Origin of the sequence: Prevotella sp. 885 (assembly GCF_002265625.1) — a bacterium.
Lineage (GTDB): Bacteria > Bacteroidota > Bacteroidia > Bacteroidales > Bacteroidaceae > Prevotella.
Genome location: NZ_NOVE01000046.1, coordinates 14246 through 28308, shown reverse-complemented (window position 1 = coordinate 28308; position 14063 = coordinate 14246). Strand labels below are relative to the sequence as shown.

Genomic DNA, 14063 nt, shown 5'->3' with positions numbered 1-14063 from the left:
TCCTATAATTCTGATGATGCCGCTTCGCCTTAATTTGGCAGATAAGGACAGACGAGTTAATTTCAATTTTAAACAAAGATTGGAGGAAGGAAGACACCGTCACATTAAGGAATGGACGGATGAAAACCTTTCTCCAAATTTGGTGGTCAAGCGCATCAATACTATAGGTAAAAAATGCGCAGGATTTTAAAGCGATTTTGAACACCCTACCCTTCGGGGAACTATATTTAGGTGGAGGTGTCGCACGTACCCACAGCTGCGCTGCTTCGCAGCTTGCAGTGGGTTTTCATTATATAGGTCCCGCTCCGCGGAACCAGCAGCTCAAACTCAATCTGCTGGTCGTTCGTGGGTGCGTGGCTACGGCGAGACGCCATAGCCTCCTAGGTTTGTCACGGCAAGCTCATTTATAATCTCACAGATAAACTGCAATTTAAATAATACCCTTACTGGCACTCTTCAGCCGCGCCGGCATTCTGCTTCTTCTTTCCCTTCCACATCCTGTTGATGATGACAGCGAGGGCGCCGTCACCAGTCACGTTGCAGGCTGTGCCGAAGCTGTCCATGGCGATGTAGAGGGCAATCATCAGGGCGAGTGCTTTCTCGTCGAAGCCAAGCATTGATGACAGGACGCCGAGCGCTGCCATGATGGCTCCACCCGGAACGCCTGGAGCTGCCACCATCGTCACGCCGAGCATGAGGATGAAGCCCGTAATCATCTGGAAGTCATAGGGAATGTTCTGCATCATCATCAGAGCCAAGGCGCAAGCCACAATCTTCATGGTGCTGCCCGAGAGGTGGATGGTGGCGCAGAGAGGAATGACGAAGCCGGCGATGTCGCTGTCCACGCCGTTCTTGATGGTCTGGCGCAGCGTCACGGGAATGGTGGCGGCAGACGACTGCGTGCCGAGCGCCGTGAAATACGCCGGAAGCATGGTGCCAAGCATGCGCAACGGATTCTTACGACCGAAGAGAGCCGCCACACAATACTGGAAGACGAGGAGGAAGATGTGCATCACGAATATCACGCCGATGATCTTGACGAACACCGAGAGCACGCGGAACACCTCGCCGGAATGAGTCATATTGAAGAAGATGCCGAAGATGTAGATGGGAAGGAGCGGAAGCACCACCACCTGAATGGTCTTCGTAATGATGTCGCGGAACTCCGAGAAGCCGTTGCGCAGCGACTTCGACTCGAGATGGGCGATGCCAAGGCCGAGCGTGAACGCCAATATGAGGGACGTCATCACGTTCAACGGCGCCGGAATGCTGATGGTGAAGAACGGCTTGACGCCCTGCGCCTCGCTTACCTGCGACAGCTGGACGTTCTCCGAAATCATCGACGGGAAGAAGGTCTGCCCCACTCCGTACGACATGAATCCGGACAACACCGTAGCACCGTATGCCAGAAGAGCCGTGACGAGGAGCAGCTTGCCCGCGCCCTTGCCGATGTCGGCGATGGCAGGAGTGACAAGGCCGACGATAATCAGCGGGATAAGGAATCCGAGGAACTCGCTGAAGAGCGAATTGAACGTAACGAAGATGCGAACCGGCATTTCCGGGGTTTCTATGCCAAGAGCTATACCGAGAGCTATGGCAATGATAATCTTAGGCAACAAGCCAATCTTGGGGATTCTCATGTCTGTAAGAACTGATGATGAGGTTAATGGTTAATAGTTTATGTTTTTTTGTTATACAAAAAGACAATCGCAAAGGTAGTGTTTTTGCGATACGTAGACGAATGTTAGAAGAAGAAAATGCTGCGAAAGGAGGAAAATCTCTTCGTAAGCTTGGAGGAGGCGCCAAAAGCCTACGCCCTTGGACAATGCCAACCTCTGCTTACGTAAGTTGTGTGCTGATCTGAAGCACGGTCTAAAAATCTTTTAACTCTCATTTAATGACTGATTGTGATAACATTTCGGCTACGCTTTAGCCGCTTACAGTTGTCCTGAAACACTGAAATTATAAACTATTATTTCCGGATGCAAATATATAACTATTAATTAGAACAAACAAATATTTCATTAAAAATTATTAGCAGAAACGTATTTTTTGTTATAGTCTATAACAAAATCAAGATTACTCTCAACTCTCAACTTAAATAAAAAATCGTGGCTTTCATTTTGCAGTTAAAGGCGAATATTGTAACTTTGCATAACAATATAGTATACATTATTATAATATAAAATATACACACATTATGGCAAAGAAAGCTTTATTGATGATCCTCGACGGATGGGGCATCGGCCAGCATGGCAAGGGAGACGTAATCTATAACACTCCGACTCCTTATCTTGACTATCTCACAGCGGTGAGCGCTCACTCACAGCTCCTCACATGCGGTGAGGACGTAGGTCTGCCTGCGGGCCAGATGGGTAACTCAGAGGTTGGTCACCTGAACATCGGTGCGGGCCGCATCGTTTATCAGGACCTCGTTAAGATCAACCGTGCATGCAATGACGGATCTATCCTCAAGAACAAGGAAATCATCAAGGCTTACAGCTACGCTAAGGAGAACGGCAAGAAGCTCCACCTCATGGGTCTTACCTCTACCGGCGGTGTTCACTCATCACTCGACCACCTCTTCAAGTTCATCGAGATCGGTAAGGAGTATGGTCTGAACGACGTTTACGTACACTGCTTCATGGACGGTCGCGACACCGACCCGAAGTCAGGTAAGGGATTCATCGAGCAGGTGCAGGAGTGCTGCGACAAGAACGGCGCACACATCGCCAGCATCGTAGGTCGTTTCTACGCAATGGACCGCGACAAGCGCTGGGAGCGCGTTAAGGAGGCTTACGACCTGCTCGTAGAGGGCAAGGGCAAGCAGGCTGACGACATGGTGAAGGCAATGCAGGAGAGCTATGACGACGGCGTGACAGACGAGTTTATCCTTCCTATCAACAACTCTACAGTTAACGGCAAGATTGAGGAGGGCGACGTTGTCATCTTCATCAACTATCGTAACGACCGTGCCAAGGAGCTTACAGAGGTGCTCACACAGAAGGAGCACGAGGAGGCTGGCATGCACACCATCAAGGACCTGCAGTATTTCTGCATGACTCCGTACGACGCTTCATTCACCGGCGTAAACATCCTCTTCCCGAAGGAGAACGTAATGAACACTCTTGGCGAGTATCTCTCGGCTAATGGCAAGCGTCAGCTCCACACAGCAGAGACAGAGAAGTATGCTCACGTGACATTCTTCTTCAACGGTGGCCGCGAGACTCCGTACGAAGGTGAGGACCGCATCCTCGTTCCCTCTCCGAAGGTTGCCACATACGACCTCAAGCCGGAGATGAGCGCATACGAGGTGAAGGACAAGCTCGTAGGTGCAATCAAGACACAGGAGTATGACTTCATCGTCGTAAACTTCGCCAACGGTGACATGGTTGGTCATACCGGCATCTACAACGCCATCGCAAAGGCTGTTCACGCCATCGACAACTGCGTGAAGGAAGTGGTGGAGACAGCTAAGGCCAACGACTACGAGACCATCATCATCGCTGACCACGGCAACGCTGACCACGCTCTCAACGAGGACGGCACACCGAACACCGCTCACTCATTGAACCCGGTTCCGTTCATCTACGTTACTGACAACAACTCGGCTACTGTAAAGGACGGACGCCTCGCTGACGTGGCTCCTTCTATCCTCCACATCCTCGGAATGGAGCAGCCCGCCGACATGACCGGTGAAAACCTCATCGAGGACAACAAGTAAAAACAGAGAATACATCTGATGATATCCTGATTAGGATACATCTGATATAGACATAAAAAAAAGTTAGGGAAGCATTTTGTAGTGCTTCCCTAACTTTTTTGTTTTATAATAAACTTAATAAAGCAGCATAAGTCCTGCGAACGCTGCCCAACAAATCATCTTTATAGGATTTATCTTCATTATCTTTGTGCCGAAGAATGTAGCAGCGAAAATAATGATGCTTATCCAGAACTGCCAAGGATTGACGCTCGGAGCGGAGAAGTTCTCAGGAGTCATAAGCATAAGGGCGGCTGCGGCTATAAGGCCGACGACGGCTGGACGCAAGCCAGCCATCACGCTCTGAACGACGAGCGTGTCCATGTAACGCATAAATACGCGGCAGATGAGCACCATTATGATGAACGACGGGAGGACGAGAGCCAACGTGGCAATGGCGCTGCCGAGGACGGCATACCACTCTCCCATGCCGGCATTGTGTACGGCTGCATATCCGCAGTAAGTGGCTGAATTGATGCCGACGGGACCCGGAGTCATCTGGCTGACCGCCACAATATTGGTAAACTCTGCGGATGTGAGCCACGCATGATGCGTTACGGTCTGCGTCTGAATGAGCGACAGCATGCCGTAGCCTCCACCGAATCCGAAGAGTCCTATTTGGAAAAACGTAATGAAGAGTTGTAGGAATATCATTGCTATATTTTATTATTCTGTCGGCTTTATCATCGTGCCGTAAAGATATCCGCATGCTCCTGCTGCAACAAGCACGTATATCGGATTCACCTTTATTATCCAAATCAGAAGAGCACATACGAACGGAATCCAGCAGTTGGTCCATGTTATGCGAGCCGAACGCGCCATTGAGAAAACGGGGACGGCTATGAGCGCCACTACTGCGGGACGGATGCCATTGAATATCGATCCGACAACGGCGTTGTCCTGAAACTGGCGGAAGAACATGGCTATGAGAAGGATGATGAGGAAGGAGGGAAGGGCTGCGCCGATGGTGGTGCAGATGGCTCCCGGCAGCTTCTTCAGTCTGTATCCCACGAAGACGCTGATGTTTATGGCGAGGGCGCCGGGGCAACTTTGCGCCACGGCAATGAGGTCAAGAAACTCCTCACGGCTCATCCATTTCTTCCGGTCCACCACTTCTGCCTCTATAGCAGGTATCATGGCATATCCACCACCGAGTGTGAACAGTCCTATCTTTGAGAAAACACGGAATGCGTCTATATAGAAATTGGTCATGGGTGTTGCGTTGTAGATAAATGTAAGATGTGAAAGAAAAGACTAATGACAGCTTTTCACGGCTGTCATTAGTCTTTTTGGGTTATATTAAAATATATACTTGCGGCTTAAATAAGCTTACTTGCCGAAGTTCTCAATCCACTTGCGAGCGTTGACGAACGCCTCAATCCACGGAGTAACCTCGTCCTGACGGCGGTCTGCGAGATACCAAGCGTTCTGCCACGGGAAGATGGCACGCTCAAGGTGAGGCATCATGGCGAGGTGACGGCCGTCTGCAGAGCAGATACCAGCTACGTTATAGTCAGATCCGTTCGGGTTGCCCGGATACTCTGAGTAGTTGTAGCGTGCCACAACGTTGTACTTGTCCTCTGCCTCAGGCAATGAGAACTTGCCCTCTCCGTGTGCCACCCAGATGCCGAGCTTGTCGCCGCTGAGTGAAGAGAACATCACGCTGTCGTTCTGCGGAATCTCAACACCGAGGAAGTTGCTCTCGAACTTGTGCGAATCGTTGTGGAGCATGCGTGTGCGCTTCTCGTGATCCGGGTTGATAAGGTTAAGCTCAACCATCAGCTGACAACCGTTGCAGATACCGAGCGAGAGGGTGTCCTTGCGTGCATAGAACTTGTCGAGTGCCTCCTTAGCCTTCGGATTGAAGAGGAACGCACCTGCCCATCCCTTTGCAGAGCCGAGCACGTCAGAGTTAGAGAAGCCACCGCAGAAGACAATCATGTTGACGTCCTCAAGTGTCTCGCGTCCGCTGATAAGGTCGGTCATCATCACGTCCTTAACGTCGAAGCCAGCAAGATAGAGTGAGTAAGCCATCTCGCGCTCACCGTTGGTACCCTTCTCACGGATAATGGCAGCCTTGACGCCCGACGGAGTGCGGCGGTCTGCAGAGATGCCGTAGCTCTCGAGAGTGCCCTTGAACGAGTCGTGGAACTTCATCTCCACCGGCTGGTTCTTATAGTTGTCGCGGCGCTTGCGTGCGCAGCCGTTGAAGCTCTGGTCGCGGTCGAGGAGGTAAGAAGTCTTATACCATGTCTCGCGGAGTGCGTCGATGTCGAATGCGTGTGTGTATTCGTCCTTCTTGATGACGATTGTGCGCTCTGCCGGAGTGGGATAACCGATCTTTGCATAGCCGATGCCATTGTCCTCCATATATGTGCGGAACTCCTCCTTATACTTATCGCTAACCTGGATAACCACACCCGGGTTCTCAGCGAGGAGCATCTTGATGATGTCGTCACCTGCGAGGTCGTGGAGGTTGACGTGCATACCGCCCTCACGGTTGGCGAAGCACATCTCGAGAAGAGTAGTGATAAGACCACCAGCCGAGATGTCGTGACCTGCCATAATCCATCCCTTCTCAATCATCTCCTGAACAGCGTTGAAGCAGTCAGCGAAGTATTCAGGATTCTTCACTGTAGGAACGTCGTCGCCAACGAAGCCGAGGCTCTGTGCGAAGGCGCTGCCGCCGAGGCGCTGCTCGTCGAATGAGAAGTCGATATGATAGATAGATGAGTTCTTGTCGTTGACGAGTACGGGCGAAACCACCTTGCGGATGTCGCTCACCTCGCCACCTGCGCTTACGATAACGGTTCCCGGAGAGATAATCTTCTCGCCGTTAGGATACTGCTGACAGAGCGAGAGCGAGTCCTTACCGGTCGGAACGTTGACCTTAAGGTCGCGGCAGAATTCGCTAAGAGCCTTAACTGCGCTGTAGAGACGTGCGTCCTCACCCTTCTGTGAGCGGCAGGGCCACATCCAGTTGGCAGAGAGCGAGAGGCTGTTAAGTCCGTCAGCGAGCGGAGCCCATACGATGTTTGTGAGAGCCTCAGCAACTGAAAGCACTGATCCTGCCTCAGGAGAAGCAAGTCCTGCCTGCGGTGCATGACCGAGAGCAGTGGCTATACCCTTGCGTCCACGATAGTCGAGAGCCACGACGCCGCAGTCAGAAAGCGGCAGCTGAATCTCGCCCTGGCACTGCTGGCGGGCAATCTTACCAGTAACGGAACGGTCCACCTTGTTGGTCAACCAGTCCTTACAAGCCACAGCCTCAAGCTGAAGCACGCGGCTTACATACTTGTCGAGTACGTCGTCCTTGCCGTTCTCCGACTTCTCCTCGTGTGTATATTCAGCGTCACGATAGTGGCGTTCCACTGTCTCGTCGCGCATGATGGTCTTCGGAGAGTGACCGAACATCTGGGCTACGTCGAGGTCGAAAGGCTTAACGCCGTCACCCTGCTTGAATGAGAAGTGAGCGTCGCCTGTTGTCTCGCCTACTACATACAGCGGAGCACGCTCGCGCTCAGCGATACGACGTACATGTTCGATGTGCTTCTCGTCGATGAGCAGGCCCATACGCTCCTGGCTCTCGTTAGCGATAATCTCCTTAGACGAAAGTGTCTTGTCGCCGATAGGCAGCTTTGTCATGTCTATCTCGCCACCGCACTCCTCAACAAGCTCTGAGAGACAGTTGAGGTGACCGGCTGAACCGTGGTCGTGGATGGAAACTACAGGATTGACATCCTCCTCGCAGAGTGCGCGAACGAGGTTGTAAGCACGCTTCTGCATCTCAGGATTGGCACGCTGAACGGCGTTCAACTCGATACCGTTAGAATAGCGACCGGTGTCAACTGACGATACCGAACCGCCACCAAGACCGATGCGATAGTTATCGCCACCGACTACGACAACCTTGTTGCCCTTCTGCGGTTCCTTCTTCAGACAGTCACGCTTTGTGCCGTAACCGACACCACCGGCAAGCATGATAACCTTGTCGTATGCGTATTTCTCTGCACCTTCCTGATGCTCGAATGTCAGAACAGAGCCAGTAATCAGCGGCTGACCGAACTTGTTGCCGAAGTCAGAAGCACCGTTAGAGGCCTTGATAAGAATCTGCTCCGGTGTCTGATAGAGCCAGTTGCGGACGGGCATGATGTCCTCCCAGTCGCGAGCCACGCCCTCGTCGTCCTTCAGACGCGGATAAGCGGTCATGTAGACAGCTGTTCCGGCGATAGGCCATGAGCCTACACCACCACCCATACGGTCGCGGATCTCACCGCCTGTACCGGTAGCGGCACCGTTAAACGGCTCCACTGTTGTCGGGAAGTTGTGAGTTTCAGCCTTGAGCGAGATAACGCTCTCGATGTCCTTCACCTGGAAATAGTCGCTTGTAGACTGATCCTTCGGTGCGAACTGCTCCACAACCGGACCCTGTGCGAAAGCCACGTTGTCCTTGTAAGCAGAGAGAATCTTGTTGGGGTTCTCCTTAGTGGTCTGCTTGATCATAGCGAAAAGCGACGACTCCATCTCCTTACCGTCAATGATGAACGTACCGCCGAAAATCTTGTGACGGCAGTGCTCAGAGTTGATCTGTGCGAAACCGAAGATCTCAGAGTCGGTAAGTGGGCGTCCGAGCTGCTTCTCAATCTTGTGGAGATACTCAATCTCCTCGGATGAGAGCGCCAGACCTTCCTGCTCGTTGTATTCTTCTATGTTCTCAACATGCTTGATAGGCTCCGGCTGGTGATTAACGGTGAAAATCTCCTGGTCGAGTCCTTCGTACATACGCTGGAGCATAGGGTCGTGATCAGCGTCCTTGGAGCTTACTGGGAAGTATTCCTCAATACGTGAAATGCCGTGGAGACTCATGTTCTGAGTTATCTCTACGGCATTCGTACTCCATGGAGTAATCATTTCACGGCGCGGGCCCACGAAGAAACCCTCGACAGTCTCGCCCTCGATGAGGGTTGCACCGCCGTAAAGCCAACACAGTTCATTGATCTCGTCTTGTGAGAGCTGGTGATCCACGCCTGTGGCAATCACGCTCTTGCTTGGAGTCATGAAAAATAGAATCATACTGCTTGTATAGTTTTTTGGAAATTATTTCTACTTTGCAAAGTTACGATTTTTTTTTCATGCCTTGGCTTCTTTTCTATGCAAAAGTGTATATTAATGAAGTTTTAGGCAAAAAAAACTCACCGCCTCATCACGAGGAAGTGAGCTAAAAAAACTTATAATGATAATTAATAGGTTCTTATATGGTAGATTATTGAGGGGCTTGATGATATTGTGGTATATTGCCATCGCTGACGACAGGAATGCCGACAGTGCCCAATCCACTTTAGCAGACGGGGTTTTATGACGTTATCTGAATTGTTCTGAATGTATATTTATGCTCTTCTTACGAATGTTGTCTAGTCATGAGCATGTCGTTTTTGTGTTCTGTGTGTAAATATGTTGCAAAGTTAATGTTTTAAAACGGTTAAAACAAACGTTCAACCGTTTTATTCTCATGGATTTAATATTATTTTGCAGTTGCTTTCATAGTGTGCCTTAACAGCGGCGAGAGCGGAAGAAGTCAGTCATAAGCTGACGGCACTCTTCCTCCAGCACTCCCGTAGTGACCGTGCACTTGGGATGGAGCGCCTTGGGGGCAAACTTCATGAAGCCCCGTTTCTCGTCCGAAGCGCCATACACCACGCGCCTCAGCTGCGACCATCCTATCGCTCCTGCACACATCACGCAAGGCTCCAGCGTCACGTAAAGCGTGCAGTCGGTGAGGTATTTGCCTCCGAGCTGGTTTGCAGCGGAGGTGATGGCTTGCATTTCGGCATGCGCCGTAACGTCCGAAAGCGTCTCCGTAAGGTTATGGGCACGCGCTATTATGCGGTCGCCAGCCACGATAACGGCTCCCACGGGTATCTCTCCGGCGTCTCTTGCCGCTTCTGCTTCCTGAAGTGCACGGCGCATGAAGCGCTCGTCCTTCTGCTGTATGGTTTCCTGTTCTTGCATATTAAGATGTATGGATGGATTGTGATGGAGCTTACTTGGTGCGAGTGAGCGAGAATCCTACATCGCTTATTCCGGGCAGTATCTCGCGCTTCATGTCATGGCGAATGCTTACAAAGAGCGAATCGCCGTCTTGGAGCATCAGCTCCGTGACCGGAAACTGATACTGGTGATAGCTGATTCCCTTTCCTGCCGCATTGCCTTTTCTGTCGGTCAACTGGCACGCCACAGTATCAGTAACGACGGTCACGGCCTTGTCGGCAGCCACCTTACGCTGCTCCACAATGAGCGTCAGCGACGTAAAGGGATAAGAGTCGGTGGTGCGCAGACCAAGGTTGGCTGCGTATGTGCCGCCGGACTTGACCGCAGGAACGCTGTAATAGAGCGTGTCGTTCTTCTCCCATCCTGACACGGGAGTGTTGGTATAACGGTCATACACCATTCCACCATTGCACGCAGCCATGACAACTACTGCTGTCATGGCTGCCATATATGCTAAAAGTCGTGTTATCTTAACCTTCATTGCCGGTTGTGTTTTGCTGCTTCGGCTGTTGTGGAGCAGGCTGTTGCTTAGGTTGCTGGGGAGCAGACGGCTTAGCCTCAGCATTGTTTCGCGGCTGGCGGTTCTCGCCACGCGGTCCGTTATTGTTGCGGCGCTGACCTTCCGGTCTTGGGCGCTGACGGTTGTTGTTGCGGTTGTTACGGTTATTGTCGCGTCTCGGCTGCTGACCGTTCTCGCCCTTAGGCTGCTGACCATTCTCTGCCTTTGGCTGAGCGTTGTCGCCCTTTGGCTGCTGACCGTTCTCTGCCTTTGGCTGAGCATTGCCCTCTGCTGTCGGCTGCTGAGCGTTCTCGTTGGCAGGACGTGCGGCATCGTTAGCCTGCTGGCGCGGCTTCTTGTTCTTTTTCTTCTTATTCTTCTTGCTCTTGTCGAAGCGACAGAGATCGGCATCAGCAAGGAGGTCTGAGTGCTGATTGCCCTCTCTCTGCTTTCCGTCCTCTGCAAGCGACTCCGGCTTTTCGCCACGCTTGTTCATCTCGATGATGGCGCGTGCACGTTCTGCCGTGATGGTCACAAGGTTGGCAGCCACGCCCTTACCAGTCGAGTAAGTGGCAAGACCAGCGAGGATGTCCGACTTAAACAGATAGTAGTCGCTGTCCAATGTCTCGAGCACCACGTCGCGTGCCGGCATCTTGCGTCCTGCCTCCACATAGTCGTCCACCTCGTAATTGAGGCAGCACTTCAGCTTTGCGCACATTCCGGCAAGCTTCTGCGGATTGAGTGAGATGTCCTGAATGCGGGCTGCATTGGTGCTGACGCTTACAAAGTTTTTCATCCATGTGGCGCAGCAAAGCTCGCGTCCGCAAGGTCCGGTTCCTCCGATGCGACCTGCCTCCTGACGTGCACCGATCTGCTTCATCTCGATGCGCACATGGAAGGTGTCGGCAAGCACCTTGATGAGCTGGCGGAAGTCCACACGCTCGTCTGCGATATAGTAGAAGATGGCCTTGTTGCCGTCTCCCTGATATTCCACGTCACCAATCTTCATCTGCAGTCCGAGGTTCTTGGCTATCTCACGACTCTGAATCATCGTGGCGTGTTCGCGATCCTTAGCCTCGTAATACTTGTCCATGTCCACCGGCTTGGCGATGCGATAGATGCGCTTGATGTCGTCAGCCGACTTGAGGTTGGCCTTCTTCACCTGCAGCTTCACGAGTCTGCCTGTGAGCGAAACCACTCCGATGTCGTGGCCCGGACTTGCCTCCACAGCTACGATGTCGCCCTTACGGAGGTCCAGGTGGTTGACGTTATGATAATATCCCTTGCGCGTATTCTTGAACTGCACCTCCACGAGGTCCGTGTCCTCCTCATTACCCGGCACATCATACAGATAGTCGTAGGTATTGAGCTGCTTGTCCTGCCTGCCGCAGGCGCAATGGCAGAGTCCGCGGTCAGTATCGCGGGATATCTCGAATTGCATGTCCTTAAAATCCTTCATATATTATATATGTGTATATGGGTGTAGTATAGTGTGATATATATGTATATATTATGTGTATGTGTAAGCTTATTTTTTCCTTGTTATGAAGATGATGGTCTGCATGGCGATGTCGAAGAACACCATCTTGGAGTTGGCGTTCTGCGATATGTCTCGCACCGCCTTACCTATCATCTCGGACAGTTCGATGATGTTGCGCTCGTGTATGAACGGCGCAAACTTCTGCGCAAACTGTTCTTCCTCCGCCGTCATATAGTTAAGCTCCGGCTCATGGAAGTTATAGACGAAGCTTTCGCGAACCATGCGGTGCATGTAGTTGAGGAAGCGCTTCTGCTTCTCTCGGCCGAAGGCTGCGATACTCTCGCTCCATTTCTTGAGTTCCTTCACGCGCTTTGTGTAGGCGAGGCGCATGAGCATGGTGAAAAGGTCGAAGAACATGCGGTTCTCGTTGCCCGTACTGAGGGCAGCGAGTGCATTGGTCCACGATCCGTTGGCAAGTCTTGCCAGACTTCGCGCGTCGGCATGCTCCAGCCCGCGCTTCTCCACGAGCGCCTCTTCTATGTCCGCATCCGCTATGCGCTTGAAGTCGAAGCGCTGCGTGCGGCTGCGTATGGTGTCGAGCAGCTTCTCCGGTTCCTCGCTGACGAGGATGAACACTGTCTGCGAAGGCGGCTCCTCAAGCAGCTTGAGCAGCTTGTTGGCGCTCGTCAGATTCATGCGCTCCGGCAGCCAGATTATCGCCACCTTATATCCGCCCTGACTCGACTTCAGGCTCAGCTTCCTTGAGAGGGCGTCGCTTTCGGCTCCTGTGATGAGCGCCTGCTTGTTCTCCGCTCCTGCCACGTTAATGGACGCGAGCCATTGCTCCAGCGTGAAGTAAGGGCCTGACATTATCATCTCATGCCATTCACTGAAGAAGTCGTCGCTGACTGGCTGGTGTTCCGAACCCATGCTCGGGAGCTTTATGGTCGGGAATGTGAAGTGGAGGTCAGGATGTCCCCAGTTGTCGAGCAGACGGCTGTGGCGCAGCAGCTCGGAAGCCACCGCCATAGCCATAGCCATCTTTCCGCATCCCGAAGGTCCGCAGAAGAGCATGGCATGAGGCACACGTCCCTCTGCCACCAGCTGTTGCATCTGTAGCTTGGCGCCTGACTGTCCTATTACTTCATTGAATTGCATTCGATGTTATGTTTTTTTATTTGGTTTGTCTTACTGAAAGTTACAGCAGTCGCTTCGCCACCTCACGTACGGAGTCGACGGCAGACACCGTATAGAAGTGGATGTTGCGGATGCCGGCACGGTAAAGTTGGCGGCATTGCTCCGTCGACCACTCTATGCCCAGCTGCTTGGCGTCCTCGTCGGTCTTGCATTTCACCACCTCCTCTGCCAGTTCCAACGGGAGGTCGCAATGGAATGTCTTAGGCACGACGGTCAGCTGCGACAGCTTGGCGAAGGGCTTGATGCCCGGTATGAGGGGCATCGTGACACCTGCCTCGCGACACTTCTCCACGAAATCGAAATACTTCGCATTGTCGTAGAAGAGCTGCGTGACGGCATACTCCGCTCCCATGTCCTGCTTCATCTTCAGGTACTGTATGTCCATCTCCAGGTTGGGCGCCTCTTCGTGTTTCTCGGGATAGCACGCCACGCCGAAGCTGAACGGCTGTCCGGGATGCTTCATCTGCGTTCCGTCCACGAAGAAGCCGCGGTTGAAGTCGTTCACCTGCTGGATGAGGTCAGTCGTATGTGTATGTCCGCCCGGTGTGGCGGTGTACATACGGTCCTCCTTGGCCTTGTCGCCACGGAGAAGCAGCAGATTCTCTATCTCAAGAAACTGCATGTCGATGAGTTCGTATTCGATGTCTTCGGCTGTCGCTCCGCTACAGATAATGTGCGGAATGACAGGTATGCCGAAATTCTTCTGTATGGTGGCTGCGATGGCAACCGTTCCTGGACGGCGGCGCACACGCAGACGCTCAAACTGCCCATTGTCGAGTTCTCGATAGACGTACTCGCTGTGATGGGTAGTTATGTTTATATAGGCAGGATCGAAATCCCTGAACTTCTCTATTGTGGAAAACAATCTGTCTGTGCCAGCTCCTTTGAGTGGCGGGAGCACCTCAAAGGAGAAGTGCTTGGCGCCGTCCTGGCTGTTAAGTATTTCTGTTACACTCATCTTTATGTTCTGCTCTTTCTAATTATCCTTATTCCGTACAAAGTTACAAAAAAAGCGGGCAAAACACTAAATACTTATACATTCTTTTATAGGAAACGCAATTTTTGGACATTTTGTCTTG

11 protein-coding genes are annotated in these 14063 nt (G+C 52.0%); 2 read left to right on the top strand and 9 right to left on the bottom strand.

What is annotated here, in order from left to right; translation table 11 throughout:
- Positions 1 to 190, top strand: a 190-nt coding sequence (locus CHL74_RS16015) for a hypothetical protein (protein WP_217901456.1), incomplete at its 5' end; no start/stop codon positions are given.
- A 253-nt stretch (positions 191 to 443) separates the two neighbouring features.
- Here CHL74_RS16015 and CHL74_RS12010 read toward each other — a convergent pair.
- Positions 444 to 1640, bottom strand: a complete 1197-nt coding sequence (locus tag CHL74_RS12010; RefSeq protein ID WP_094881429.1) for a dicarboxylate/amino acid:cation symporter — start codon at positions 1638 to 1640, stop codon at positions 444 to 446.
- A gap of 560 nt (positions 1641 to 2200) precedes the next feature.
- Here CHL74_RS12010 and gpmI point away from each other — a divergent pair.
- Complete coding sequence (gene gpmI / locus CHL74_RS12005; RefSeq protein ID WP_094881428.1) at positions 2201 to 3724, top strand: 2,3-bisphosphoglycerate-independent phosphoglycerate mutase; 1524 nt, start codon at positions 2201 to 2203, stop codon at positions 3722 to 3724.
- 114 nt (positions 3725 to 3838) lie between these two features.
- Here the strand turns inward: gpmI and CHL74_RS12000 are convergent, their stop codons facing one another.
- The 8 genes from CHL74_RS12000 to CHL74_RS11965 form a co-directional block, all read right to left on the bottom strand.
- On the bottom strand, positions 3839 to 4414 hold the full coding sequence (locus tag CHL74_RS12000) for a chromate transporter (RefSeq protein WP_094881426.1): 576 nt from the start codon (positions 4412 to 4414) through the stop codon (positions 3839 to 3841).
- A gap of 12 nt (positions 4415 to 4426) precedes the next feature.
- Positions 4427 to 4972: a chromate transporter gene (locus CHL74_RS11995; RefSeq protein WP_094881425.1), complete on the bottom strand. Its 546-nt coding sequence runs from the start codon at positions 4970 to 4972 to the stop codon at positions 4427 to 4429.
- 117 nt (positions 4973 to 5089) lie between these two features.
- A complete protein-coding gene (purL, locus tag CHL74_RS11990) occupies positions 5090 to 8833 on the bottom strand; it encodes a phosphoribosylformylglycinamidine synthase (protein WP_094881423.1) in 3744 nt (1247 codons plus the stop codon).
- A gap of 477 nt (positions 8834 to 9310) precedes the next feature.
- Positions 9311 to 9769 carry a nucleoside deaminase gene (locus CHL74_RS11985; RefSeq protein WP_094881422.1) on the bottom strand — a complete coding sequence of 153 codons (459 nt, stop codon included), beginning with the start codon at positions 9767 to 9769 and terminating at the stop codon, positions 9311 to 9313.
- 31 nt (positions 9770 to 9800) lie between these two features.
- Positions 9801 to 10289 (bottom strand): gliding motility lipoprotein GldH, encoded by a 489-nt coding sequence (locus tag CHL74_RS11980; protein WP_094881421.1) that lies wholly within the window; start codon positions 10287 to 10289, stop codon positions 9801 to 9803.
- On the bottom strand, positions 10279 to 11766 hold the full coding sequence (locus CHL74_RS11975; RefSeq protein ID WP_094881419.1) for a PSP1 domain-containing protein: 1488 nt from the start codon (positions 11764 to 11766) through the stop codon (positions 10279 to 10281). Before CHL74_RS11975 ends, CHL74_RS11980 begins: the two co-directional genes overlap by 11 nt.
- 69 nt (positions 11767 to 11835) lie before the next feature.
- Positions 11836 to 12945 (bottom strand): DNA polymerase III subunit, encoded by a 1110-nt coding sequence (locus tag CHL74_RS11970; protein ID WP_094881418.1) that lies wholly within the window; start codon positions 12943 to 12945, stop codon positions 11836 to 11838.
- Positions 12946 to 12985: 40 nt separating this feature from the next.
- Positions 12986 to 13942, bottom strand: coding sequence for a methylenetetrahydrofolate reductase (locus CHL74_RS11965; RefSeq protein WP_094881417.1), 957 nt, complete (start codon positions 13940 to 13942; stop codon positions 12986 to 12988).
- Positions 13943 to 14063: the final 121 nt, after the last annotated feature.